Source organism: Deefgea chitinilytica (assembly GCF_016881405.1).
GTDB classification, from domain to species: domain Bacteria; phylum Pseudomonadota; class Gammaproteobacteria; order Burkholderiales; family Chitinibacteraceae; genus Deefgea; species Deefgea chitinilytica.
On record NZ_WOFE01000007.1, the window covers coordinates 109,676 to 135,008 of the forward strand.

The window sequence follows — 25,333 nt, forward strand, 5'->3', positions numbered from 1 at the left end:
TTTAAAAGTAAGGGCTACAATGAAATACCTGCTAATCGTAATCGGGTAGGCCGTAGGCGGTGAGAATAAAATCGTGCTGCGTTGCGTCCATAATGTCGGCCACAAAGGGCTGCAATAGGGCGATGCGATCAAGATCGAGCATATACGATAATTTCATTTCTGGATCGGGCTTGTCTTGTTCGGCAGCGAAAAGGCTGTACAAAAATTCAACCGACACCGTTTCGCTCAGCGGTAGGTGGCCGATAAAGCCGCCTTCCATGTCTTTTTCCCAAACTTCAATGGCGCGAACGATTTTCATGTGATTTCCTTATGTCTGGCGGTCAGCATCAGCGCCGACTACGAATGAATTGCGGCGATTATACCTGTGCCGACCACAGCAATGAGTAGCAATCCGCTTTCGCTGATTTCAATACCCGCGCCAAGGCAGTCTCCCGTCACACCTCCAATTTTTGCTTTGAGCCACTGTCGATAGGCGACTAAGACCAAAGGCGCAATCAAGAGCACTGGGCTTAAGTAGGCAGATGCAGTGAGCAAGGTGCTCCACCAGCAGAGCGCCGCATTACGGCTGTTTTTCCACGCAAATTGTTCAGCCATACCCGGCGCTAAAGCGGGCAAGGTTTGCCAAATAAATACGCCGCTGCGCGCCCATGCTGGAATCAATAGTAAAGCTGCCCATTGTTGCTGCTTGACGATTAGCATCAATAGCACGAGTTTGATAAGACACTGAATAATTAGCGATAACACGCCAAAGCTGCCTAAATGCGGATCTTTCAGCACCGCCAAAAATCGTGCAGGATCACGGTGCGCCGCGCCGAGTCCATCGCTCATGTCGGCTAAACCGTCTAAGTGCAAACCGCCGGTAATCCATGTCCAAAATGCAAGGCCTAAGATGGCAGCAAGCCACGGATCGAGTAGCGCACAGGCGTAGACGATACCTAATAAAAGCGCGCTAATTACTAGCCCCACCGCAGGAAACCAGCCTACTGATTTAGCTAATAATGAAGGCTCAAAATCATGAATTTGTGGGGTGGGGATTCGCGTCAAAAATTGTATCGCTAGAATCGGCTCACGCCAGTCAAAAAAGCGTTTCATGGCGTGTCGGGCAGCGTATTGCTGATGTCGAGCAACATCGGCGGCCAGTGTTCATCCCACCACAATGTGACACAGCCCGCTGGCGCGAGCCAAAACTGGTTGTGCCGCGTTGCTGGCAAACCCAGTGCTGCAAGTAAAATTGCTTTGATCGTGCCTTGATGGGCAATCAAAACGCGGTGCTCTGCTTCGCCACTGGCAAACCATGCATTGAGTGCGGTATGGATACGATTAGAAAACGCAGCCCAGCTTTCACCGTCAGGCAAAGTATGTTGAGCTGGATCTTGTTGCCATAAATCCCAAGCAGTATGTTCCGCTAAACCCCATTCGGACTTGGCTTTGCCATCGATACTGCCGAAATTCATTTCATTGAACCCGCGCTCTAAATGCACCGCTAGCCCTAATGACATCGCTGCATCCAGTGCAAAATCGGCACACCGCGCTAAGGTTGAACTAGCAATGGCATCGATGGGCTGCGCGGATAATGCTGCCCAGCGTAGATCGAGTTGTTCTCGACCTAAAGATGACAGTGGCGGATTACTTTGGCCAAAAATCGCTTCGTTTGCACCTTCTGCCACGCCATGGCGGATTAATGTGAGTCGAAATGCCATTACATCGCACCCGCTGCAACGCCGGCTTCAGTAAAGGTTGCCATTTCACGGTGTAAAGTGAGCGCCGATTGAATGATGGGCAACGCCAGCGCCGCGCCACTGGCTTCGCCAAGGCGTAGGCCTAAATCCAATACCGGAGTCAAATCGAGCGCTGCCAAGGCGCGACGATGACCTTGTTCTTGTGAAGCGTGACTAGCGAGCAGCCAGTCGCCCACCGCAGGATTGGCGCGCACGGCAACCAAGGCGGCGGCGGTAGTAATAAAGCCATCGAGTAGCACCGGAATTCCGGCTTCAGCCGCTGCAGTATAAAACCCTGCCAGCGCTGCGATTTCCAGCCCGCCTACTTCGCGCAGCCAATCGTGCGCGCTGACTGCGCCAGCCGCTCTGGCGCGCTGTAATGCGTCTTTGACGACTTGGATTTTATGCGCGTGTGCAGTGGCTTGAATGCCGGTGCCGAGCCCCACGATGTCTTCAGGCGCGGCATCAGTGAGAGCGCAAATTAACGCTGCCGCTGATGTGGTATTGGCGATGCCCATTTCGCCGCCGATGAGCAGATTTTTGCCCAGCTCGGCACCATGCATGGCGCTACCAACGCCAATTTGCCAAGCTTTATGCATTTGGGCTTCGCTCATCGCCGCGGTAACGCGCAGGTTTGCGGTTCCCGCGCAAACTGGGCTGCGAAATAGCTTGCCGTGTACGCTGTTGCTAGGGGTCGGATAATCACTTTTGACGCCAACATCGACAATGCTCAATGAAATCTGATTTTCCCGCGCCAGTACGCTAATCGCCGCGCCGCCGTGCATAAAGTTAGTCACCATTTGTGCGGTCACTTCGGCAGGAAAAGCCGATACGCCTTCTGCGGCGACCCCATGGTCAGCGGCAAAGACGCAAATCGCTGCTTGCAGTCGCTTTGGGATGGCGTTGCCGCTTCGTCCTGCAAACCAAATGGCAATATCTTCAAGTCGCCCCAAGCTGCCCATCGGTTTGGTCAGTTGGCTTTGGCGCTCTTGCGCTGCGTGTAGAGCTTGAGGGTTGATGGCTTTCATGATGAGCTTCCCGTTCAGAATCGCTCGACTCTAACGGCTGATTGCGGCGGGAGCAAGTGCAGTGATAAGAAATTAAGGCAAATCAGCTGAGTGAAACTGTAAAAGGCTAGATGCTCATCGGCAGTGAGGCAGGGGAGGCTTCAATCCGGTCAATGCCCAGCTGTTTGGCTGCTTGGAGCGCGGTATCTGCGGCAACTAGGATGTCTTCTAGTGTTTCGGTTTCGGTGCTGAGCGCCGCTAAACCAATCGTAATTGAGACATAAAATTCTTCTTGGTTTTCTAGTTGTACGGGCTGCTTTTTGACCAGTTTGCGTAAACGCTCGGCGACTACCATGGCGCCTTTATAATCGGTATCGGGTAAGACCAGCGCGACTTCTTCGCCGGAATAGCGGCCAACCAAGTCAAAATCGCGTACCGAGCCCAGCGCGCATTCAGCTAACCGCTTGAGTGCCAAGTCGCCAGCATGTAGACCGTACTTGGCGTTGATGTCCGCACAATGATCCATATCGGCAATTAGAACCGCCATTTTGTGTAGGCTGCGCTGCGCGCGATTGACTTCACGCTCGGATAGCGCGAACAAGTGTGGGCGTTGGTACAAACCGGTCAGCGGATCGCGCAATTGTTCTTCGGCTAATTCATGGCGCAATTGCCTGACTCTGATGGTTTGTAGAATCAAGCCTATGGCTAAGCCAATGCATAAAAAAATAAGCAGCGACATTGATGATAAGCCTCGGTTCTATTTGGTGTTTTTTTGATATTAGACTCTTTTATGCTAAGGGCTAGTGCTGCTTTGTTATGAAAGGTTATTTTGTCCCTGATAGAATAGGCAAATGCAAAAAATACTTATTGTTCGCCTGTCATCGATGGGCGATGTAATTCATCAAATGCCAGCGATTACTGACTTGGCGCGCGCTTTTCCAGATGCCGTGATTGATTGGGTGGTCGAAGAGGGGTTTGCCGAGTTGCCGCGGCTGCATCCTGCGATTCGGCGCGTCATTCCGGTGGCGTTGCGCCGTTGGCGGAAAGCGCCGTTGGCGGCGGCGACGCGTGAAGAATGGGCCAAGTTCAAAATTGAGTTGCGCGCTTGCCGTTACGATTTGATTTTGGATGCACAAGGTTTGCTCAAAAGTGCCGCCGTGGCACGGATGACCTGCGGCCCTGTGGCTGGGTTTGATCGACATTCGTGTCGTGAACCATTGGCGAGCTTTGCTTATCACCGCAGCTATCCGATTGCCAAAAGCCTGCATGCGATTGAACGCAATCGCCGTTTGACGGCTGCAGCCAATGGTTATTCGCTGCTGGGTGCGATGGACTATGGTTTGAAAGTACCCTTGCAAGAATTACCTTGGCTGGGCGATGCGCCGTATGTGGTGATGTTGACGGCAACTAGCCGTGCCGATAAAGAATGGCCTGAGTCGCACTGGATTGAGTTGGCGCAGCGTTGTATCGCAGATGGGATGCGCCCTGTGTTTCCGTGGGGCAGCGAGGCCGAATTGCAGCGCGCCCAGCGCTTGGCCGCTGCACTGCCGTCGGCGATTGTGGCTCCAAAATTGAGCCTCACCGATGCGGCGATGCTGCTGGCAGGCAGTCGAATTGTCGTTGGCGTTGATACGGGTTTGGCGCATCTGGCGGCTGCAGTGGCGGTACCGGTGGTGGCGATTTTCTGCGCGTCCGAGCCGGAGCTCACTGGCGTGCGTGCTGCGACGTTCGCTTTGAACTTGGGCGGCAATGGCACACCACCAAGCGTAGAGCAAGTCTGGGATGCGGTACAGTCTGGGCGTTTGCCGTGATCGCTCGTGGTTTGTATCGGCTGTTGCTATGGCTGGTGTTTCCGCTGATTTGGCTGTACTTACTCAAGCGCAGTAAAAAGCAGCCAGAATATCGCGATTTCTGGTTGGAAAGGCTGGGGTATTACTCGCTAGCTATTAAGCAGCAATTCCTGCAGTCAAATACATCCCCGGTTTGGCTGCACGCTGTTTCTGTTGGTGAAATGCGCGCCAGTGCGCCTGTTATTGCGGCGCTGCGCCAGCTCTATCCGACACGCCCCTTGTTGCTGACCTGCATGACACCGACAGGGCGCGCCACCGCGCAGGAATTATTCGGTGCTTTCGCGACGATTGTGTATCTGCCTTACGATTATCCATCGGCGATGCGTCGCTTTTTATGCACGTTTCAGCCGCAATGCGGTGTGGTGATGGAAACCGAAATCTGGCCTAATTTAATCCATGAATGTGCCGATGCGGGTATTCCGCTGGTGCTGGCTAATGCGCGGCTCTCAGAGAAATCTTATCGGGGTTATCAAAAAGCACGCGCCTTAATTCGCCCGGCAATGGCGCGCTGGGCGAACGTACTGGCACAAGCACCAGCCGATGCTGCGCGCTTGGCGCAGCTCGGTGCGATTGCGCCGCAAGTGATGGGCTCGGTGAAGTTTGATAATCAAATTGATTTGGCGAAAGTCGAGCTAGGTCAGCAATGGCGTTCGCAGTTTGCGAGCCGTCGCGTGGTGTTATTGGCGTCGAGTCGTGATGGCGAAGAAGCTGAGTTTCTCGCGCAATGGCGCGGGCTATTTACGCAGCAAGTGCCGCTGCTGATCATTGTGCCGCGTCATCCACAGCGTTTCGATGCAGTGGCGGATTTAATCGCCAACCAAGGCTTTAGCGTGCTTCGCCGTAGCCAATGGCAGAGCGAGACGGTGGTCGCAGCCGATATACTGTTGGGCGACAGTATGGGGGAAATGCTGGCTTGGTTTTCGGCTGCCGATATCACCGTGATGGGTGGTTCTTTGTTGCCATTTGGTAGCCAAAATTTTATTGAAGCGTGCGCAGTAGGCTGCCCGGTTTTATTGGGGCCTCACACGTATAATTTTGCCGCCGCAGCTGAAGCGGCGCTGGCCGAAGGCGCGGCGTGGCAAGGTCAGTCGCTGGCCGATGTGATGGTAAAAATCCCAAAACTACTTAATGACGCCAACGAGCGGGAACCAATGCGCCGCGCCGGCATCCAATTTGCCCAAGCGCATCGGGGAGCGACTACGCAATTAATGCGCCACTTGGCGGAGTTTCTGTCTCCTCAGTAATTTCTTTGTTAGTTTTCGTGCAAAAATTTTTCGGCAAGGCGAAATCATGATGCAGAAAAACTGTTGTTTATCGACTTAGCCAATTTCTCGATGCGATGATTTTTACATAGCGCCAATCAGGCGAAGGGGCTGGTTTTGCCTAACAGTAATCAATTATCGATCGACCATACCAACGACCGTGGCTGGTATTTACTCTTTGCCTGCTGGCTAATTGCAGCGAGCGGCACCTTGGGCAGCTTGTTTTTTAGCGAAGTGATGCAGATTCCACCATGCGTTTTGTGCTGGTATCAGCGGATTGCGATGTATCCCTTGTTGCTGATTTTTAGCTTCGCCTTATTCCCATTTGACCCACGCTGTACGCGCTATGCCTTGCCGTTGGCGGTGATGGGCTGGCTGCTCGCCTTCTTTCATTTGCTGATTTACAGCGGTGTGATTCCTGAATCCATGCAGCCCTGCACGACTGAAGTGTCGTGCGCCAAAATTGATTTGGAACTGATTGGCTTTATCACTATCCCATTGATGTCGGTTGCGGCGTTTTCGCTGCTGATTGGCTTGCTTTTAATGATTGCGAGAGGAAAGAAGAAATGAAGCGTTCACTGATGGTGGTGACGAGTTTGGTGGCGATGTTGGCTTTATTTGCAATTGGTGCGGTGATTTATACGCAGCAAAGCGCCGCGAGTTCGCAGCAAGTGGCGATAGAAAACAGCGCGGCGCTGAGCCGATTTTCATCGGTGACGTATGGTTCAAACGAGGCCAAAGTGCATATTGTTGAATTTATGGATCCGGCTTGTGAAGCCTGCCGTGCGTTTTATCCGTATGTGAAAAACATCATCAATCAGCATCCGGGCAAAATCAAATTAACGGTGCGCTACGCCAATTTTCATCAAGGCTCCGATTATGTGGCGCAAGTATTAGAGGCGGCGCGAGCGCAAGATAAATATTGGCCGGCACTCGAAGCCCTGTTGGCGACGCAAGATCAATGGACCAGCCATCATGCGCCAGCGCCAGAAACGGTGTGGAAGTATTTGGGCAATTTAGGGCTCAATTTTGAGCAAATGCAGAAGGATATGAATGATCCGAAAGTGCTGGCGGTGCTTGAGCAAGATCGCGCAGATGCACAAGCTTTGCAAATCAGTAAAACGCCGTCATTTTTTGTGAATGGAAAACCGTTGATCAAGTTTGGTTACGAAGAGTTAGCGCAATTGATTCAGGGTGAATTGAAAGCGGCCTATCCAAACTAAATGACTCACGCGATTCATCGCAAGTGAGCTTTAAGGCTTCTTGTGATGAACCGCTAGCCCGTAAATGAGCAAACCGAACAAAATCAGCCCAGTGCCGATCAATTCATCACGGTGAAACGCCTCGTGATTCAAGACATTGCCCAACCACAGTGAAGTGACTGGCGTAATCAGCGAAATCAGCGCGACGCTGATCGGGCGACATTCACGAATCAGCCAGTAGTACAGACTAAACGCCAGTACCGAACCCAGACTTGCCAGATAGACCACCGCCGCCGCTGAGCGTAGCGGCAAGGCATCTATGAGCGGCGCGCCACTCAGCCACCAAATCAGCGCGCAAATCGCCGTGCCTATCGTTAACGCGCCGGCATTGACCGCGACGGGCGATTGCCCTTGCGCGTGAACTTTGAGCAAGACCGCCGCGCCCGATTGCACAATTGCACTGAGTAGTAGCGCGCCAAGGCCGTAAAATCCATCAGGCGTAAGGCTTAGTTTTTGACCGAAAATGACGACTAAGCCTGCAAATCCGACCGCAATCGCTAGATATTCCAGTGTTTGAAGTGGTGTTTTCAAAATCCAGCGCGAAAACATTGCGGTTGCCAATGGAATTAAACCATACACGACGGCGACCATGCCTGAGCTAATGTATTGCGCCGCCCAGAAGGTACCGAGCATCGAGAGCGCGCTGGCGCTGCCAGCAATCACATAAACGCGTAAATCACCACGCTGCAAGGGGAGCGATTGTCGCCGCCATGCCAAGACACTCAAAGCTAATAGGGCGGCCAGCCCAAAGCGCCCGAGTAAAGCCAAGCTAAACGGCAATCCCATTACCGCCCATTTAATCCCTAGCGCAGTGGTTGACCAGACCAGAATCAGCGTTAAATAAGCGGATGAAATATGCGGATTCATTTTTTTCTAGCGAGCTGTTTGAGTTCAGCCACGGGGTCGTCTTTGGGGCCTAAATCGCTAATCGATTGAATACGCTTCAGGGTTTTATTTTGCCAGCTAAATACATCGGCACTGAGGTAACCCCCGCTACCGGCCGAGCGCATAATGACGACGACTTCGCCGGCGCCATCACCGTTTAAATCCGTATTGATGACGCGCTCGATTGCCCCATCGCGCGGGTAAATTTGCCCCGTGATAAAGTCATCCAAGGGGAAATCTGGATTGGCACCACCGTAGAGACGAATCGCATAACTGCCGATGCTGCGCGGCTCGTTTTCGCCTTCCGCCACTTGAATGATGCTGCGATTATCAGGCAATTGAACTTGTTTGATAAAGCGGGGTATTTCTGCATAAGCATTCAAGGATAAAGTGTAGATGCATATACTGCGCATTATTGATTGAAGAGTCATTCTGGATAATCCGCTAACACGGCAACACCCGCCGCACTTTGATAGATGCCCAGCAAAGTCGAGCTAGAGACTATGCCAAGTCCAAGAATAAACGTCATCGCGAGTAAGCTCTGCGTGGTTTCGCTCAGTGAAAAAGAATTGTTGCTGGCAGGTTTGGGCTGCCAATGCTGCATAATTTGCGCCAAGCTTTTTTGATAGGCTTGCGGCGTACCGTCGCACGCCATGCGGACATCATCGGCAAATGGGCTGGTCTCGATTTCGTTGCGTTGCACTTGGCCGTGTTGTTGCTCAATCCACGCCGCCAAAGCCTTGCTCGCCGCAATACATTCTGCGGGGGGCGTGCTCGCGTGCGCCAGCGCGCTGCCCACTAACAGCAAGCTGGCGAGCCATTTCACAGCAGGCTCCACAGCATTTTGCTCGCTAAAATAATTAATAACGCCGCAAAGCACTTTTTGAGCACCGGTACCGGTAGTCGGTGCGCACAAATCGCGCCGACTTTGGCCATCGGAAAACTAGCTAGCACGATGCTGAATAATGCGGGTAAATACACATAGCCCAAACTGCCTTGCGGTAAGGCGGGAACTGACCAGCCACTAACGATAAATCCGACCGCACCGGCAATCGCAATTGGAATGCCAACGGCGGACGAAGTGCCAATCGCTGTTTTAACCGGGACGTTGCAACTGCTCATAAATGGTACTGACAAAGAACCGCCGCCAATCCCCACCCAGCTCGACAACAGGCCAATCACGCCACCAGCGACATTCATGCCGATGATTTTCGGCAGTTGTCGTGTTGGTTTGGGTTTGAGATCGAGTAGCATTTGCGCGGCGACGAAATAGGCAAAAACAATAAAAATACACTGCAAATAAAACGTAGAAATGAATCCGGCAATTTGCGCGCCGATAAAGGTGCCGAGCACAATCCCCGGTGTAATTTGGCGCACCACATCCCAACGCACCGCACCTTTTTGCTGATGCGCGCGCACGCTGGCTGCGCCAGTGAAAATAATCGTCGCGAGTGAAGTGCCAATCGCTAAATGTTGCTGCTGCTCAGGAATCAAGCCAATTAAGTGAAAGACCCACAGCAGCGCAGGCACGATTACCAAACCGCCACCAACGCCGAGTAATCCTGCTAAAAATCCAGCGACTAAGCCAACGGCGAGGCAAGCCAGGATAGCTGTTAGCATGCGAGTAACTCTTGAATAAAATCCCACTCTTGCTGCGTGACGGGGGTGATGGAAAGTCGACTGCCTTTTTGTAGTACGACCATATTGGCGAGCGGGGGGTATTGGCGTAGTTCGGCCAGCGATAATAGCCGTGTTTTGCGAACAAACTCGACGTCAACTTGTTGCCAGCGCGGTTTTTCTGGCGTTGATTTCGGGTCAAAATATTTGTTCGTCGGATCAAACTGTGTCGGGTCGGGGTAGGGCGCGCTGGCGACACGGGCGATGCCGGCAATGCCAACGTGCTCGCAAGACGAATGATAAAACAGCACGCCATCGCCAATTTGCTGGGTATCGCGCATAAAGTTACGTGCTTGATAGTTCCGCACGCCATACCAGCCCACCGTATGTCGGCGGGCAAGGTCGTCAATGCTGACGTCGTCGGGTTCTGATTTCATTAGCCAATAGTTCATAGGCAATACCGTAAACTAGCGGCCACGCCCGAGCAAGCGTAATTTGCAGATTTTGTCAGTTGATTATGCGAGTTGCCATTCAAGCGTATCGCTGTGGCGATCGGCCGCTTCACTGAGTAGTTCATACAAACGATTTTGATTTAATTTTAAGGCTAAAGAACAGGCGGATTCTCCTTGCTGATTTTGCTGGTGTGGATTGGCGCCGCGCTCAGCCAGCCACAAAGCCGCTGCAACTTGTTTGTTCGCCGTCGCTTTATGCAGCGCAGTCCAGCCTTCATAACTACGTGCATTGATCGCCACGCTGCCGCCTTGCGCCACTAGATATTGCATCGCTACGATATGCCCACCCGCTGCCGCTTGCATCAGTGGTGTAATCCCTTTATTGCTCGCTTGCACAGGATTGAGTTCGTGCCCGATCAGTAAAGCCACCAAATCCGGATTGCCGTTTAATGCCGCCCAGTGCAGTAAGGTGTAACCATGCTGGTCTTTGACGCTTAAGTTTGCCCCTAGTTTAATCAACTGAATCACCACGTCTAACTTCCCGGCAAAACAGGCATGCATAATGGGCGTCCAACCTGCGTCATCTTTTTGCTCGATGGGCAAACCGGCTCGCACGAATACTGGCAAGAGCCCAAATTGACGTTGTTCAATTGCACGGTTAAGCCCGTCCGGGCTTACTTTGTGCCCATGATTATTCAGAGTTTGAATATCCGCAGGGTCGACTTTATCGCTGCGAATATGTTCCCAGACGTCTTCAGTTTTGGGTTTCAGGCTATCGAGCACGATTTGCAAACGAAATAGCTCAGCCGCCACTTCGGGTGGGAAGCCCGCATGCTGCTGATCATCTTGAATCAGCAATTCGTTAAAACAAGCATCCAGATCGCCTTTTTCCCAGCTCAGCATAATGCGTGCGAGCACATTCGGATAGCGCGCTTCGAGCTGGCTGGGGTACAGCGCAGGGCTCAAACTGTCTTTGAGATGATTGATCAGAAATTGAACATTGAGCATGACAAAGCCCTTCATAAAATGAATTAGGACGATGTCATTTGAACATTCGGCGCGCACTTCGCGCGCCGACGCAATACCAGAGAACTTCGGTAAAACTACCTTGACGCTATTTTGCGGCCAGCCAGCGCGCAGCGTCGAGTGCAAAGTAAGTCAAAATCGCATCCGCGCCTGCGCGCTTAAATGCCAAAAGACTTTCTAAAACAACAGCTTCCTCAGCCAGCCAGCCATTTTGGCTCGCCGCTTTGAGCATCGCGTATTCACCAGAAACTTGATACACAAAGGTTGGGACTTTGAATTCGTCTTTGACGCGGCGAACGATATCTAAATACGGCATCCCGGGTTTGACCATCACCATATCGGCGCCTTCTGCTAAATCGAGTGCGACTTCGTGCAGTGCTTCATTGCTGTTAGCGGGGTCCATTTGATAAGTGTATTTATTGCCTTTACCTAGATTGCCCGACGAGCCTACCGCATCGCGGAAAGGGCCGTAAAACGCTGACGCATATTTAGCGGAATACGCCAAAATTCGGGTGTGGATATGATCTTCACGGTCGAGTGCTGCGCGAATTGCGCCAATCCGACCATCCATCATATCGCTTGGTGCCACCATATCTGCGCCCGCCGCCGCGTGGCACAAGGCCTGTTTCATTAGTGCTGCGACGGTTTCGTCGTTCATCACATAGCCGTTTTCATCAATGATGCCGTCTTGGCCGTGTACGGTGTAGGGGTCGAGTGCGATGTCGGTAATCAGGCCAAGCTCGGGAAAGCGGCGTTTGAGCTCTTCGAGCGCGCGTGGTACCAGACCACGGCGATTCCATGCTTCGGCGGCATCGAGCGATTTGAGCGCGGGTTCAATGACTGGAAACAGCGCCAAGGCGGGAATATCCAGCTGCACGGCTTGCTCGGCGGTGTAATACAGTTTATCAAGGCTTTGTCGCATTACGCCCGGCATTGAGCTGATTTGTTCTTCACGATTTTTTCCATCGAGCACGAAGACCGGCAGGATAAAATCATTCGCGGTCAGCGAATTTTCGCGCATTAAACGACGCGAAAAATCATCGCGGCGCATGCGGCGCAAACGGGTGTGGGGAAAAGGACGATTGCTATGCATGCGAAACTCCAAATTGGTGCGTAATTCGACAGATAAAAGTAGCTTGGCATCGGGCGGCGTACTGATGCTGGCTATCAATGGTTACGCGGTGACTGAATGTGATTTTATCTGACTCGGCTACATTATACTGTGGTGAATAATGCATGAATGTAGATTGCGGCAATTCAATTCTTGGCTTGGGGTGGTTATTCGTTTTTTTGCTAGCCAAAATAGCTTAGGAAAAATGCTGTTTATATGTAGGTATGCTCTGCTATTTATTTTAAATGAATGGATTGGTGGATATACCTAGTTGGTTATTTTGTGCTTTTTTGATTGTTTCAATACGATGAGTTGATCATGATGAAGAAACTGTTATGGCTGTGTTGTGTGCTTGCTTTATGCATCGGTTCGGCGTGGGCGGCGGAGTTGTCTGGCAAACCGGTATCGCAGGGGTCTGCTACAGCAGTGGAGCTTGTGGCCAACGAGGAGCATCCGCTTGAAATCGGCAATCGAACGTTGACGGTGTTTCGTGTGGGGATTTTGTCTTACAGCAGCAAAGATAGGGCCGATGCAGCCAAATTGCGCTTAGAGCGGATTTTGGAGGCCAGCCCAATTGGTAAAGTAACGTCAGCCGCTATGCCATCGCCTGGGGTGGGAACGGCGATTTTCCTAGACGGGCAGATGGTATTCACGATTCAGCCGGATGACGTTAATGAGTTGGCGGGCGAGACGATGGAAGGGCAAGTTAATGCGGCCATCGAGCAGTTAACGCAGGTGCTCAAGGAGCGTAAAGAGCGACGTGATCCACAGCAATTATTAATCGCCGCCCTCTATACCGCGTTGGCCAGTGTTATTTTTGTCGGCGCACTGTGGATATTAAATCGAACACGAATGGTTTTGCTCAAAATGGGGCATCGCTATTTAACGATCCCGATTGCACGCATGACCAAAAAAACGATAGGCGTGAAGATTTCATTGCTTAATCAAAGCCTGCGTTGGTTGGTCAATTTTATGGTCGGGCTGACGGCGCTATTTTTGTTGTATACGTGGATTAGCTTTGTTTTTTATCAGTTTCCATTTACCCGCGCGTGGAGTGAAAATCTTAATCACGCAATATTGGACTTTTTAGCGCTTGCAGGATTAGCTGTATTGAATGCGATTCCTGGTTTATTGGTTGTCGTATTTATCATCATTTGCGCGCGTTATATTTCGCGTTTTATGAATTTCATTTTTAGTCGTATCGAGCGCGGCGAGCTCAATATTGCGTTTTTTGATCGCGATACCGCCAGTACCACGCGGCGTATTTTGTCGTTTTTGGTTTGGTTGTTGGCGATTGCGATGATTTATCCGTATTTGCCCGGTGCGAACACCGATGCGTTTAAGGGCTTGTCGGTGATGGTTGGTTTGATGATCTCACTGGGGGCTTCAAGTGTGGTCGGGCAGTTTGCTAGCGGTTTGATTTTGATTTATGCCAAATCACTCAAACAGGGCGAATACGTGCAAATTGGTGGGACTGAAGGCACCGTGGCGCATATCGGGTTGTTTGCGACCAAAATCCATACCAATTTGCGCGAAGAAGTCAGCATTCCGAATTCCGTGCTGGTGGGGCAAAACGTGATTAATTTTTCGCGTCTTGCCGCGGGTGGCGGTGTGATTTCGCAGGTAGTGATTACGATAGGCTACGATGTGGCGTGGCGGCAGGTGGAAGCGATGCTGATTGAGGCGGCTCTCGGTACTCAGGGCGTGCGCCGCGACCCTGCGCCGCGGGTTTTTCAAACTGCGCTGTCTGATTGGTATGTGGAATATCATCTGCGGGTGGCGCTGGACGAGCCGCGCCGCCGGTTAGAAATTTTGAATGATTTACACGGCAAGGTGCAGGATGTATTTAATACCTACGGCGTACAAATTATGTCACCCAATTATATTGCTGACCCAGCGACTGAAAAATTAGTCCCGCAGGATAAGTGGTACCCCGCACCAGCAAAAAAGAATTAAGCGACTCATGCAAAAGCCCAACTTGATAGTTGGGCTTTTTATGTGCGTGGCTGAATTTGAGGGGACTTTATTTATTTTGATTGAGTAAAGTCCAGTTTTCGATCTTCTTGGTAAAGAAACCACCATCCGTGTAGGCGCGGCGGATGCGGCCTTCTTTGCGCAATTGATTCAGCCCTTGATTTAAAGCGGCTAAAACTTGCTGGCCTTGTTCATTATTACTGACCAAAAAGTGACGACTGCCAGGCATGGCGACTTTGAGGTCGCGCACGGGTAGTAGTTTGATGCCCTCAATTTCAAATGATAGGTCTGGATTGGGCTTGAACGAGGTCATAATAAAATCACCGCGTCCGGCATTGAGCATTTTGACCATTTGCGCAAATGTTGGCGCGCTCTCGATTTTGTTAATGCCTAATTTTTCTAGTGTGCTTATATCGTTGTGCCACGCTTTATTGGTGATCACTGTGAGTTGCCGTAATTGCTCTAAAGTGGCGTGCTGAACTTTTTGGTTATGCTCGGTGGTGTAAAATCCAACGACATACTCACCTTCACGCAAAGTCGGAAGCGATAAGCTGGCTTTGCTGTCTTTTAAATCGGCGGCCCATGCTGACGTTCCCATGGCGGTGACGCGGCCGAGTTCAACCTCAGTGATATTTCGCATGTAGTTATCAATCGGTACAAATCGAATCGGATCTTTCATCCCACCCAAGTGGAGTGCTTGCTGAAATAAAATCACTTCGACGGTATCACGACGCGCGCCATCACCGCTGTAGTCGGTAATCTCTTGCACATTTCGATTGCCGACTAATTTTTGATAATCACTGAGTACATCTTTTGGAACGGCTAGATTGATGTCGGCAGCTGGTGTAAGTCCACTCAAGATGAGTAGCGCCAGCATCGGCCAAACTAAAGCAAAGCAGCGGCGAACGTGAAGTTTCATCGATCAATTCAACAGTAAACATAGAAAGCATGACTATTACCTAGTCGTGCTATTTCTTGAAGATTGAGTTGGCTAGGTGTCGTTTTTCCTACACAGCAGTGTTTACGGTGGGTTTTGGTATTTAAATCGCATTTGAATTTTTTTAGAGGGCAGCATAGCGAGCGATGGCGTCCAAGTGCTATTTATGAGGGGGCTGGCGTTGGCAAGGTCAATGTTAATTTCTATGCGCAGCTTAAGCCAGCAGCAACTGATTCTAATTTGATTGATATTGGTGAGCTTTGTGCATTTATTTTTTGAGGATCGCTCTTCCACTGACTATAAACAGAAGCGAACTAATGTGAGTGGGGCGGCGGATGACAAAAGAACAGAAAGGCGTCGATGCATTACAGCAATCGGTGTTGATACATGAAGAAGTCAAAGTCGTGGTGGTGAGCTGTTTTGAAATTAATTTAATGGGCTTAAACGCCATTTTGCTCGCCAAAAAGGCGGGTGAGCGTGCCCGCGGCTTTGGGGTTATTTCGGGCGAACTGCGTTTATTGAGTTTGGAGCTACAAGGTGAAATGCAGCGCTTGGGGGACTTGACGCAAGAGTTACTAGCGATGGCGACCGCGCGATTACAGGCCGAGCGACGACTGGCTCGATTAAACGATGCGGCGGCTTTTTCTGAAAAAGTGGCGCAGATGCTGAGCCCTGCGATGGAAAAAACACGCTCAAGAATGGTTTCATTTAATGGTGGTGCACATTTTAGTGAGTGCTTGGAAGACGCTTATCGCACTTGCACTTTTGGCTTGGTGCTAGCGCGTTCGGCCCGTATTGAGTCGGCGTATAGCGGCGATCTACGCGGTGTATTGGCTGAATTATCCGAAGAGTTTGCGCAAAAAATCGCGGCGGTACTGCCACGTCTGGATGCGTTAAGTCGTATTACCAAAACCTTGGTTTGAGAACGAATATGAAAAAAGCCCTGTTGATTGCCAGTGCCGCCGAGCATCGCTGGTTTGCGATTTCACGCGATCCTGCGCGACCGAATCATTTGATTGATACCAATGAATACGTTGTCACGACGGGAGCCGACAGTGTGCTCTGTGATCCGGGTGGCTCAGAGGTGTTTCCTGCTGTTTTTGCCGCGCTATCTGATGTGATCGACCCCCGCACCGTGCAGCGGATTTTTTCGTCGCATCAAGACCCCGATGTGATTTCTTCATTGGGCTTGTGGCATGACTTTAATCCGCAAATTAAATGTCATGTGTCAGGATTGTGGGGCGGCTTTATTCCGCACTTTGGTGGCGAAGAAAACACCATTGTTGGTATTCCGGATGAGGGTGGTACATTGATGATTGGCAATGCGCCGCTGACGATAGTGCCTGCGCATTACCTGCATTCATCGGGTAATTTTCATCTGTATGATCCCGCCTGCAAACTATTGTTTAGTGGCGATGTTGGTGCGGCTTTGTTGCCAGAAGCCGATTCATCGCTATTTGTGGAAGATTTTGATCGTCATGTTCGTTTTGCCGAGGGCTTTCATCGCCGCTGGATGGGGAGTAATACTGCCAAAAAACGCTGGATTGACCGCGTTCGCGAGCTAGATATCGATTTACTGTGCCCGCAGCATGGCGCTATCTATCGTGGTGCTGATGTGCAGCGATTTATTGATTGGTTAGACGCTTTGAAAGTTGGCTTGGATTGAAGCGCGCGAGAATTCAAGCCTAGCTCGTTCTGCGGTGAACGGAGTAGTGGAATTGGGCTTTGCATTATTGCACTTGATAATCGGCCTATTCACCCATAAATAATAAGGGTAAGCTACTGGCACAATATTTTTATAACCCAGCTTGAAGCTGGGTTTTCTATGACAAATAGGATTTAGATCATGGCGATTATCGTAAACGGCGTTGAAATCAACGAAGCACAAATTGAAAGCGAATTGGCGCAACACGCCGAGGCAGAAAGCCCACGTGATGCGGCGATTCAAGAATTGATTTTGCGTGAGCTGCTATTGCAACAAGCTAAAAAGCAAGGCGTGACGGCCGCAACGACCGAAGAGATCATCGGTACTTTGCTTGATGCGGCGATTCCAGTTGATGAAGCGGATGAGGCGGCTTGCCGTGAGTTTTATAACAACAACCCAGAAAGCTTCACTAAAGGCGAAATGGCGTCTGCGAACCATATCCTCTTCCCATTGGGCGAGGGTTTAGCAGGCAGCTTGGCCAAAGCAAAAGCTGAAGGCGTATTGGCTGATGTGATTGCCAACCCAAGCAAATTTGCGGAGTTGGCAAAAGAGCATTCAACTTGCCCATCAGGTGCGCGTGGTGGTGATTTGGGGCAATTTGGTCGTGGGCAGATGGTGCCAGAATTTGAAGCGGCAATTTTCTCAACGGATGCGGGCGTTATTGTGCCTGAATTGGTTGAAACTCAATTTGGTTACCACATCATTCAAGTGACCGCACGTAACCAAGGCGAAACGGTGAGCTTTGAAGAAGTTAAAGATCGTCTACAAGCCTTTTTGACCGATATGGCAAGCCGTAAAGCGATGCATGACTACTTGGGTAACTTGGTCACCAGCGCGAAAATTGAAGGTTATTCATTGCCAGCAATGGCCTAAAGATTTCAAACCTTGGCCTAAGTTGTCGGCCTTAAGCAAAAAGCCAGATGCTGAATCTGGCTTTTTTATTTGAAATCAAAAATCAGCCTGCTATTGATTCATATGTGCATATACTAAATGAGTCAATTAAATTTTTATGAAATTAACTTATTGATATTAAAAACAAATCCAAGGAGCTGTTATGCGTCAATTGATTGTTTTTGGCTTACTCAGTGTGGGTTTACTGGCTTGTGGTGAAAAGAAAACCACTCCTGCTGCCGCAGAACAAACGGCCAGTGCAGATGTAGCGGCTAGCTTGCAGCCATGGTTGAGCCAAGCTACTCAGCCTTTGACGACCCTTGATGCCGCGCAGGGCGCTGATCCGCAAGATTTAGCGGCTTTTGGCACCGCAGTTGGTAATGCCCGCGTGGTGGTGCTGAATGAAGACAGCTATGCCGATAAAAATGCCTACGAGCTGATGAATCGCTTGGTGCAGTTTTTGCATCAGAAAAAAGACTTCGATGTGCTCTTGATCGAAAGTGCGATGTTTGATGTCGAAGGTGTCTGGCGCAGCGCACTGGATAAAAATGCCAGCGTTGTCGAGCTGGCGCCGGGTCGCGTGTTTTATATGTATTCGCAAACCGACGCTAGCCGCAAAGTGTTGGCTTACCTAGATGAGGCGCGCAAGGGTGAACGCCCACTGACCTTGGCCGGCTTTGATATTCCGCTCGCTGGAACCACATCGATTAAAGAGCTGATGCCGGCGCTCACTCAATTTTTGCAAAATAAAGGCTCAAAAATTCCTGAGCAAGCCAACTGGGCTGAGTTTAAGCAGGTTGCCCAGCGCGCGATTGAGCTCAATAGCCAAGGTATGGATTTAACGCAATTTAATGCGGTCACCGCCCAGCTTAAATCCGAGCTTTGCCAAGATGCTGCACCAACAACGGTCATGACCTTACGTGAGTCGGCGGGCTGGTGGTGTCAGCAAGTGAAGAGCATCGCCGCCGGCGTCGGTCGCCAGCAGCATACGGATGATGTGAACTACGATTATCGAAATCCAACCATGGCTGATAATGTGCAATGGTTGCTTGATCAGCCGTTTGCGGGGAAAAAGGTTATTATTTGGACTAATTCATCGCATGGTCTACCGCAGGTGAGTGGGGTAGAGCCGGAAACTAAAAAACCGATCTACAGTATGGGTTGGCATCTCAAACAGCGTTTGGGCGAGCAAGTTTACAATGTAAAAATTGCTGCGCTCGGTGGTAAAACTAATAAGTATTGGGATACAGGCGTTCAGGATGTTGTGATTGCTAGCAATACCCTTGAAGATGCTTTGAAAAAAGCCAATTTGCAGCAAGGCTTTATCTCTGCGCCGACTGATTCGGCGGTGCTTGCGCAATTGGCGCAGCTTAATCAGCCTGCCAAATTGGGTAAAGATTACCAAGGCGTCTTTTTCTATCCAGCCGCCGAGCCCGCAGTACAAGGCGCGCACGCGATTTTGCCACTGCCGTAATTTGTGTTGGTAGCGAGACAAAGCCAGATCAGCATTGATCTGGCTTTTTATTTACTTGTAGGGCTTTATTGAATTGCGATTTCAAGTTCTGCCAAATGATGAATCGTACAATGCAATGGCGCGGATCGTGATTCTTTAGTTTGGGTATTCAGCCAGATCGCCGGAATGCCGATTGCATTAGCGGCTAAAATATCTTTGTCAAAATGATCGCCAACCATGACAGCTGCACAGGGCGGAAGCGATAAATCATCGAGAATGAATTGGTAAAAAGCGGCTGATTTAGTTAGGCCAGTATTGGCTTGGCAATAAATTCGTTCAATATACTGACCTAAATCCACACGATCCAGTGCGGCACGAATCTGTGTTTCATTTGAGGTTGCCGCACCCGTAGCCAACATGATGCGTGAGGATTGGCTCAGCAGCTTTAATAGCGCCAATGCCCCGTCCATCGCAGCTACCTGTCTCCACTCAACCATGGGTAATGATTGATTTGAATCGTCGAGCATCAAGGTATTACCCCAATCAAAGAGGTAAACCAGAGCGGGCTGCGGTTTGGTTATCATAATAGCGTTTGTATTTATAAATTATTGGGTATATCAGTAAGATCCTTTTAAATTCTGGATAGTATTGATATACCTGCTCATTGTGCGTGTAGGTGTAGCGCTTGCCGCACTGGCGCCACGGTTTTCTTCTCGGCGGCTTTGGGCTGTTTACCGGCGTAATCACTTTCCAATAATGCTGTTGCCGCCTCAAGCGACATGCCTTGTGTTTGCAACCAAAGCGTCACCATTTTCGCCAAGCGATCGAGTGCAATCCGGTGTGTGGCGTCGGTACTTTGATATAACCAGTCCGCAAACGCCATAAAGTTTGCAAACGGTGCATCGCCCAAAAGCACTGGTAGCGTATTGGCAAAACGCCCTGAGTTGGCGACTAGATCCCAGTAGCGAGCAAAGCGCACCAAGCGCTGCATCGTCGTGAAGTCGATGTCGCGATTGGCCAAGATAGTGTACGGCGGGAAGGGGTCGTACTTCATTGCAAATTCGTCGGTATGTCGAATAATCGGCGTGCCGCGCAGGCGTTTCAAAATGCCGAATTGAATTTCATGCGGTTTGAGTGCATAGAGTTGATCAAAGCCCACGCCAAAGCTTTCCACTGTTTCACCGGGCAAACCGGCGATTAAATCGACATGCATATGCGCGTGTGAATGTTCGACTAACCAGCGGATGTTCTCTGCGGCTTTTTCGTTATTCTGTTTGCGGCTGACCAAGGTTTGTACTTCGGGATTAAAGCTTTGAATACCGATTTCAAATTGCAGGCTACCTGCTGGGAATTGCATAATTCCGTCTTTGAGCGCTTCGGGCAGATGATCGGGCACCACCTCAAAGTGCGCGAAAATTGGATCGTCTGGATGCTCCGCAATTTTATCTAGGAAGAATTGCATAATCCGCAAGCTGGTTTTGATATTTAGATTAAATGTGCGGTCGACAAATTTAAACAGCCGCGCGCCGCGTTGATACAGTGTTTCCATCTCGGCCAAAAAACGCTCCAGTTCAAACGGCCACGCCGTTTTATCTAGCGCCGATAAACAGAATTCACATTTAAACGGACAACCCCTCGACGCTTCTACGTACAGCGTGCGGTTTTTGATGTCTTCATCGGTGTACAGTGAGTACGGCAATTGCAAGTCGTCGAGCTTGGCTTGCACGCCTGTATGGATTTTCATCAAGGGCTGCGGGCCGTTTAGAATCTGGCGGCAAAGGTCGGGCAGCGTGATTTCGCCCCAGCCAGTGATGACAAAATCTGCCTCTTTGACAATCGCTTGCTCAGCCGTCTCATAAGAGACTTCCGGTCCACCGAGGATGATTTTGACGTCAGGCGCCACGCGTTTGAGTAATGCAACGAGGCGCGCGGTTTCTTCGACATTCCAGATATACACGCCAAAGCCGATGATTTTTGGCTTTTTCGCCAGCAGTCTTTCGGCAAATTCGGTGGTTTTGCCGCCAATGACGAATTCCATGATTTCAGTTTGCGACTGCAGATCGCCCATATTGGCCTGCAGATAACGTAATCCTAGCGAGGCGTGCGTGTAACGGGCGTTTAGCGTGGACAGGATGATGGTCATGGCAGCAAGCAGGTAAAAGCGAAACCGCTATTTTACGGGTTTAAGTCGTAAGGCGGGCGAGTGATTGCTAAATGGAGTGGTCTGCCCTTGTTAAGGCGGCCCCATTTCAGCCTGTAATTTTTCTAGCTCGGCGAGGATGTGTATAAATTTTTCGCCAAATGGGGTGAGTCGGTATTCAACTCGAGGCGGAACTTCGTTAAATGCGGTGCGTTCGATGATGCCGTATTCAATATTGCGCCTTAAGCATTCATTAAGAACTTTGGTGCTGAGTCCTTCTACTTTGCGAACCATTTCTCCTGGGCGGTTGATCTGATGAGCTAAGAGTTTGTACACCGTCAATGACCATTTGCACCCACAAATATTTTCTACCATACGCGCGCTACGTTCTGGGGCTGATTGTCTTGAAAAAAATTTTTCTTTTTGATTCATGGATTTACACCGTTTTGAACTTAGCTAACCATTTTGTACTTACTTTTCAGTTCCGGATTGAGGCACTTAGACTTTGTGCTCACCTTAACACTGAAGGAGCAACAAAATGAATCCTACACAACCGGCGAGTGCATTAATTATTGGTGGTTCGAGTGGCATGGGGCTAGCGACTGCAAAATTATTACTGGCTCGCCATATTCCTACGCTGATTATTGCTCATTCAGCGAATAAATTGGCACAGGTTCAGCAAGAGCTAGCGCATTTCGGTGCGCTGACGGTGATGCAGATCGATTTGTATCAAGAGCAAGAAGTGCAAAAGTTGATTGACTGGGTTGCGCAACGTGAATCGCATATCAAGTACCTCGTGAATGCGGCGGGTGTATTCAAACCAAAGGCATTTTTGGCACATACCCAATCCGATTATGATCAGTATCTGGCGTTGAATCGGGCGACTTTTTTTATTTCGCAAGCGGTCGCGATGAATATGGCGAAATTTGGTGGAGGCGCTGTGGTACACATTGGTTCGATGTGGGCTAAGCAGGCGATTAAAGCTACGCCATCGTCAGCGTATTCAATGGCGAAAGCGGGCTTGCATGCGCTAACTCAGCAAATGGCGATGGAATTAGCCGAGCATCAGATTCGCGTTAATGCAGTTTCTCCTGCGGTGGTAAAAACGCCGATTTATCAATCATTTATTGAGCCTGAGCAAGTCGATGAGGTTCTGGCGTCGTTTAACCACTTTCATCCGATTGGGCGAATTGGTCAGCCTGACGATGTAGCGAAAACCATCGACTTTTTGCTCAGTGATGATGCAAGCTGGATAACGGGCGCTGTTTGGGATGTGGATGGTGGCGTGATGGCGGGGCGCAATTAGATCTTCATTGGCTTGCCTTGCAAGTCATCAATTCTATGAACCTAGTTGGCACTGGCTGAAAGTGGCTGGTGCAAACTAGGTTCAACTGAATTCTCAATTTCAGGAGAGTCTGATTGACGGCTAGAATTGCAATATGTATTGCTATATAGCTATTGTTTAGTGAGGATTGTATGGCTATACCTTGTGTTTTTTAGATAGTCATTCGCTTGCTCAATAATCCATGCGCTAAAGTCGGCGATTTTGCCGCTGGTCGCGCTGCGGTCGGGCCAGACTAGCCAGTAGGGGTATTGATAGGGAACGCAAATATCGGTGATTTGCACCAGCGTGCCGTTGGCGAGGTGCGACTCGATGAGCGAAGTACGTGCCAGCATAATCCCGTGGCCGAGTTGCGCGGCTTCGAGTTCCAAGTTGCTGTCATTGTAGGAATAGGTTGGCGTCGGCCGCCAGTCGGCTAAGCCTGCTGCTTGGCACCAGCTTGCCCAAGGAATCGCCGGATTGTGGATGATTGTCGCCATTTTAATATCGTTCGCCGACGTTGGCCGTGGTTGATAATGCGGCGCAGCAACCATGATTTGTTCATCGTCCATCAAGTGCAGCTGTTTCATGCCATCCCAACCACCGGCTCCCATCCGTACCGCCATATCGAGCAGCCCGTTATTCATCTCTTCAAATCCCAAACCCGCGCGTAGGCTGACAGTGTATTGCGGGTATTTCGTTTTGAAATCGGGTAGGCGCGGTACGAGCCAGTTGAGTGCAAACGACGGTACGATGCCAACGGTAATGACATTGGGCTTAGGGCGTGTCAGCACCCGTTGCGTGGCTTCGCTCATATCGGCCAGCGCACCGCGAATTCGTAGTGCATAAATCCGCCCTTCTTCTGTGAGTTGTAGCCGTTTCCCTTCGCGTAAAAACAGCGAAAGCCCGAGAAATTCTTCTAAAGCCCGCAGTTGGTGACTAATGGCGCTGTGCGTCACATTGAGCGATTCAGCGGCATTGACGACGCTGCCTAAGCGGGCAACAGCTTCAAATGCGCGCAGCGCGCTTAAAGGGGGGAGTTGACTCATCAATTGCTCCTACGGTCTGTTGACGTTTGGCTTGCCGCCGCGCTAGCGGCGCGGTTTATCCGATGGTGATGGTGGGGCAATATCAGCTCTGTTTATTCAATGTGTGAATTTTACTCACATTAATGCATAAAAATCATCAGCTACAGCCTTTTATTTATTGGATATAGTGAGTTGTCTATGCCAAGAGGGTGAAAGAAATGGTCACATATCTAAGATTGAACGTCGCTGCTGGTGAGTTGCTGGTTGTTGAGCTTAGCCATCCGGCACAACTTTGGTGTGAAGCGGGTGGTGTCTGGGTGACGCATGAGCACTCGACGGAGGATATTCAATTGTATCGTGGTGAACATCGGCAACTGGCGGTGGGTAAAGTTCTGGTTGAAGGCGTGGGGCAGCTGTGTTTTTGTGGTGAGAATTTGCAAATCACGCCAGCGAGTCGTGGGTCATTGCGTACTGACCTAGATCCTGCCTTTGCATAAATCGTTGGCATCGATTTCGATTCGCCAAAGGGAGGGGCTTTTGTTATTGTTAGCGTATGCCTATTTTTCGTACATTAATTTCTCGCTGGCGGGTGCTGAAACATCCTGTGTTTTTGTACCAGCACTTTCGCGTTATTCATACGCTAAGAGTCGCGCTCGCCTTTTTGTTTGGCGGGGCGATTGATATTTATTTTGCAATTCCGTACGGCACGTGGACCTTGGTGGCGATTGTGGTGTTGATGGGAAATATGCCCACCCAAGGTGATATTTCGCGCAAATCTGGGCAAAGAGTGTTGGGTACTTTTTATGGTGCGTTAGCTGGATTGATGGCGGTGTTGTTTTATCTTGTGACGCCTTGGTTGGGTTTCATGTGGATGATTTTATTGATTGCTTTAAGCGCTTATCACGCACTGGGCAAAAATGGTGAGGCCGCTGTGGTTGCGGGTGTCACGACAGTGATGGTCGGGGGCTTGGGGGAAACGGCGATTGAAGAGTCATTCTGGCGTTTGGGCAATGTGGTGATTGGCGCGATTGTTGCGATGATTTTTGCCAATTTATTGCCTACCCGAGCAATTGATCGCTGGCGATTGATGTTGGCCGAAAATTTACGCGATATTGCATTGGTATATCGCCAGATTAGTTTGAACCCGCAGTTGGATATTGAGCCTACGCTGGAGCGCATCAATGCACGGATGAAAAAAATGCGCTCGCTGATTGCCGCCGCCGCTAAAGAATCGGGGCAAAAAAGCCATACTTTTGAAACACTGCATCGCTATCACCGCATATTATTTTTGTTGCTGGAGCGGATGTCGGTTGCTGCCGCAGAAGCGCCCATCCTGACGGAAAATCGACGGCTTCGATCAGGCATTTTTCGTTCTTTAATGCGTTCAGCACGGATGCTACGTTTTTTGCGTCGCGATTCGCAGTACGGTACAGAACTATTGAAAGCCTTGTCGCTGATTGATGAAGTTGATTTTTTGACGCAGGAGTTTGCGCAAGTGAGCGCCAATATTGCGGATGAGTTGCAGTTGCTGGTGCCGATTGTGGTGCAAACTCACCATCCACTGTCGCAGTTGCAGCCCGCCGCTCCTCGGTTTTTGAAAAAATAGTTTCGGGCTTGCTGGCTTTTGGCCTGCTGCCGCGTGCTTACTGCAGGCCAAAAGCCGTACCAACACGGCTGGCAAACTAAACGCTAAA

The 25,333-nt window shown here is 50.3% G+C and carries 29 protein-coding genes; 12 read left to right on the plus strand and 17 right to left on the minus strand.

Annotation, left to right across the window (positions count from 1 at the left end; genetic code table 11):
- Nucleotides 1-31 precede the first annotated feature (31 nt).
- From GM173_RS12910 to GM173_RS12930, 5 genes are all read right to left on the minus strand, one after another.
- Nucleotides 32-298 carry a hypothetical protein gene (locus tag GM173_RS12910; protein WP_203571794.1) on the minus strand — a complete coding sequence of 89 codons (267 nt, stop codon included), beginning with the start codon at nt 296-298 and terminating at the stop codon, nt 32-34.
- 38 nt (nt 299-336) lie between these two features.
- The gene (gene cobS / locus GM173_RS12915; RefSeq protein ID WP_203571795.1) at nt 337-1,092 is read right to left on the minus strand and encodes an adenosylcobinamide-GDP ribazoletransferase; all 756 of its coding nucleotides are present in this window, start codon (nt 1,090-1,092) and stop codon (nt 337-339) included.
- A complete protein-coding gene (locus tag GM173_RS12920) occupies nt 1,089-1,700 on the minus strand; it encodes a histidine phosphatase family protein (protein WP_203571796.1) in 612 nt (203 codons plus the stop codon). The genes cobS and GM173_RS12920 overlap by 4 nt, the downstream gene beginning before the upstream one ends.
- Nucleotides 1,700-2,746 (minus strand): nicotinate-nucleotide--dimethylbenzimidazole phosphoribosyltransferase, encoded by a 1,047-nt coding sequence (cobT, locus tag GM173_RS12925; RefSeq protein ID WP_203571797.1) that lies wholly within the window; start codon nt 2,744-2,746, stop codon nt 1,700-1,702. Before cobT ends, GM173_RS12920 begins: the two co-directional genes overlap by 1 nt.
- 106 nt (nt 2,747-2,852) lie before the next feature.
- Entirely contained in the window at nt 2,853-3,464 is a 612-nt protein-coding gene (locus GM173_RS12930; protein WP_203571798.1) for a GGDEF domain-containing protein, read from the minus strand.
- A gap of 112 nt (nt 3,465-3,576) precedes the next feature.
- On the opposite strand from GM173_RS12930, the gene waaC reads away from it, so the two are divergent.
- The 4 genes from waaC to GM173_RS12950 all read left to right on the plus strand — a co-directional run bounded on the left by waaC (nt 3,577) and on the right by GM173_RS12950 (nt 7,060).
- Nucleotides 3,577-4,536, plus strand: a complete 960-nt coding sequence (gene waaC, locus GM173_RS12935) for a lipopolysaccharide heptosyltransferase I (protein WP_203571799.1) — start codon at nt 3,577-3,579, stop codon at nt 4,534-4,536.
- On the plus strand, nt 4,533-5,819 hold the full coding sequence (locus GM173_RS12940; RefSeq protein ID WP_203571800.1) for a 3-deoxy-D-manno-octulosonic acid transferase: 1,287 nt from the start codon (nt 4,533-4,535) through the stop codon (nt 5,817-5,819). Before waaC ends, GM173_RS12940 begins: the two co-directional genes overlap by 4 nt.
- 135 nt (nt 5,820-5,954) lie before the next feature.
- Nucleotides 5,955-6,407 (plus strand): disulfide bond formation protein B, encoded by a 453-nt coding sequence (locus GM173_RS12945; protein WP_203571801.1) that lies wholly within the window; start codon nt 5,955-5,957, stop codon nt 6,405-6,407.
- Nucleotides 6,404-7,060, plus strand: a complete 657-nt coding sequence (locus tag GM173_RS12950) for a DsbA family protein (RefSeq protein WP_203571802.1) — start codon at nt 6,404-6,406, stop codon at nt 7,058-7,060. Before GM173_RS12945 ends, GM173_RS12950 begins: the two co-directional genes overlap by 4 nt.
- Nucleotides 7,061-7,090: 30 nt before the next feature.
- Here GM173_RS12950 and GM173_RS12955 read toward each other — a convergent pair whose 3' ends face one another.
- From GM173_RS12955 to hemB, 7 genes are all read right to left on the minus strand, one after another.
- Complete coding sequence (locus GM173_RS12955; RefSeq protein ID WP_203571803.1) at nt 7,091-7,966, minus strand: DMT family transporter; 876 nt, start codon at nt 7,964-7,966, stop codon at nt 7,091-7,093.
- Nucleotides 7,963-8,415 (minus strand): PliI family lysozyme inhibitor of I-type lysozyme, encoded by a 453-nt coding sequence (locus tag GM173_RS12960; RefSeq protein WP_203571804.1) that lies wholly within the window; start codon nt 8,413-8,415, stop codon nt 7,963-7,965. Before GM173_RS12960 ends, GM173_RS12955 begins: the two co-directional genes overlap by 4 nt.
- The gene (locus GM173_RS12965) at nt 8,412-8,810 is read right to left on the minus strand and encodes a hypothetical protein (protein WP_203571805.1); all 399 of its coding nucleotides are present in this window, start codon (nt 8,808-8,810) and stop codon (nt 8,412-8,414) included. The genes GM173_RS12960 and GM173_RS12965 overlap by 4 nt, the downstream gene beginning before the upstream one ends.
- Nucleotides 8,807-9,604: a sulfite exporter TauE/SafE family protein gene (locus GM173_RS12970; protein ID WP_203571806.1), complete on the minus strand. Its 798-nt coding sequence runs from the start codon at nt 9,602-9,604 to the stop codon at nt 8,807-8,809. Before GM173_RS12970 ends, GM173_RS12965 begins: the two co-directional genes overlap by 4 nt.
- Entirely contained in the window at nt 9,598-10,053 is a 456-nt protein-coding gene (locus GM173_RS12975; RefSeq protein WP_203571807.1) for an EVE domain-containing protein, read from the minus strand. The genes GM173_RS12970 and GM173_RS12975 overlap by 7 nt, the downstream gene beginning before the upstream one ends.
- A gap of 63 nt (nt 10,054-10,116) precedes the next feature.
- Nucleotides 10,117-11,205, minus strand: coding sequence for an ankyrin repeat domain-containing protein (locus GM173_RS12980; RefSeq protein ID WP_203571808.1), 1,089 nt, complete (start codon nt 11,203-11,205; stop codon nt 10,117-10,119).
- Entirely contained in the window at nt 11,168-12,172 is a 1,005-nt protein-coding gene (gene hemB / locus GM173_RS12985) for a porphobilinogen synthase (protein WP_203571809.1), read from the minus strand. The genes GM173_RS12980 and hemB overlap by 38 nt, the downstream gene beginning before the upstream one ends.
- Before the next feature lie 336 nt (nt 12,173-12,508).
- Here hemB and GM173_RS12990 point away from each other — a divergent pair, with 336 nt between their 5' ends.
- A complete protein-coding gene (locus tag GM173_RS12990) occupies nt 12,509-14,146 on the plus strand; it encodes a mechanosensitive ion channel family protein (protein ID WP_203571810.1) in 1,638 nt (545 codons plus the stop codon).
- 67 nt (nt 14,147-14,213) lie between these two features.
- Here the strand turns inward: GM173_RS12990 and GM173_RS12995 are convergent, their stop codons facing one another.
- Nucleotides 14,214-15,083 (minus strand): transporter substrate-binding domain-containing protein, encoded by an 870-nt coding sequence (locus tag GM173_RS12995; protein WP_203571811.1) that lies wholly within the window; start codon nt 15,081-15,083, stop codon nt 14,214-14,216.
- A gap of 353 nt (nt 15,084-15,436) precedes the next feature.
- Here GM173_RS12995 and GM173_RS13000 point away from each other — a divergent pair, with 353 nt between their 5' ends.
- From GM173_RS13000 to GM173_RS13015, 4 genes are all read left to right on the plus strand, one after another.
- A complete protein-coding gene (locus GM173_RS13000; protein ID WP_203571812.1) occupies nt 15,437-16,024 on the plus strand; it encodes a hypothetical protein in 588 nt (195 codons plus the stop codon).
- Nucleotides 16,025-16,032: 8 nt separating this feature from the next.
- Nucleotides 16,033-16,767: an oxygen-binding di-iron domain-containing protein gene (locus GM173_RS13005; protein ID WP_203571813.1), complete on the plus strand. Its 735-nt coding sequence runs from the start codon at nt 16,033-16,035 to the stop codon at nt 16,765-16,767.
- A 180-nt stretch (nt 16,768-16,947) separates the two neighbouring features.
- A complete protein-coding gene (locus GM173_RS13010; RefSeq protein WP_203571814.1) occupies nt 16,948-17,679 on the plus strand; it encodes a peptidylprolyl isomerase in 732 nt (243 codons plus the stop codon).
- Between the two features lie 181 nt (nt 17,680-17,860).
- Nucleotides 17,861-19,171: an erythromycin esterase family protein gene (locus tag GM173_RS13015; RefSeq protein ID WP_203571815.1), complete on the plus strand. Its 1,311-nt coding sequence runs from the start codon at nt 17,861-17,863 to the stop codon at nt 19,169-19,171.
- A 65-nt stretch (nt 19,172-19,236) separates the two neighbouring features.
- Here GM173_RS13015 and GM173_RS13020 read toward each other — a convergent pair whose 3' ends face one another.
- The 3 genes from GM173_RS13020 to GM173_RS13030 form a co-directional block, all read right to left on the minus strand.
- Nucleotides 19,237-19,734 carry an HAD family hydrolase gene (locus GM173_RS13020; protein WP_203571816.1) on the minus strand — a complete coding sequence of 166 codons (498 nt, stop codon included), beginning with the start codon at nt 19,732-19,734 and terminating at the stop codon, nt 19,237-19,239.
- A gap of 77 nt (nt 19,735-19,811) precedes the next feature.
- On the minus strand, nt 19,812-21,293 hold the full coding sequence (locus tag GM173_RS13025) for a B12-binding domain-containing radical SAM protein (RefSeq protein WP_203571817.1): 1,482 nt from the start codon (nt 21,291-21,293) through the stop codon (nt 19,812-19,814).
- A 90-nt stretch (nt 21,294-21,383) separates the two neighbouring features.
- Nucleotides 21,384-21,722 (minus strand): winged helix-turn-helix transcriptional regulator, encoded by a 339-nt coding sequence (locus GM173_RS13030; protein WP_203571818.1) that lies wholly within the window; start codon nt 21,720-21,722, stop codon nt 21,384-21,386.
- A 106-nt stretch (nt 21,723-21,828) separates the two neighbouring features.
- Between GM173_RS13030 and GM173_RS13035 the strand changes: the two genes are divergently transcribed.
- Nucleotides 21,829-22,596: an SDR family NAD(P)-dependent oxidoreductase gene (locus GM173_RS13035; RefSeq protein ID WP_203571819.1), complete on the plus strand. Its 768-nt coding sequence runs from the start codon at nt 21,829-21,831 to the stop codon at nt 22,594-22,596.
- A gap of 149 nt (nt 22,597-22,745) precedes the next feature.
- On the opposite strand, the gene GM173_RS13040 is transcribed toward GM173_RS13035, so the two are convergent.
- A complete protein-coding gene (locus GM173_RS13040) occupies nt 22,746-23,660 on the minus strand; it encodes a LysR substrate-binding domain-containing protein (RefSeq protein ID WP_203571820.1) in 915 nt (304 codons plus the stop codon).
- A gap of 197 nt (nt 23,661-23,857) precedes the next feature.
- Here GM173_RS13040 and GM173_RS13045 point away from each other — a divergent pair, with 197 nt between their 5' ends.
- Together GM173_RS13045 and GM173_RS13050 are read left to right on the plus strand one after the other, a co-directional pair.
- Nucleotides 23,858-24,136, plus strand: a complete 279-nt coding sequence (locus tag GM173_RS13045; protein ID WP_203571821.1) for a DUF2917 domain-containing protein — start codon at nt 23,858-23,860, stop codon at nt 24,134-24,136.
- A gap of 56 nt (nt 24,137-24,192) precedes the next feature.
- Nucleotides 24,193-25,245 (plus strand): FUSC family protein, encoded by a 1,053-nt coding sequence (locus tag GM173_RS13050; protein WP_203571822.1) that lies wholly within the window; start codon nt 24,193-24,195, stop codon nt 25,243-25,245.
- Nucleotides 25,246-25,333: the final 88 nt, after the last annotated feature.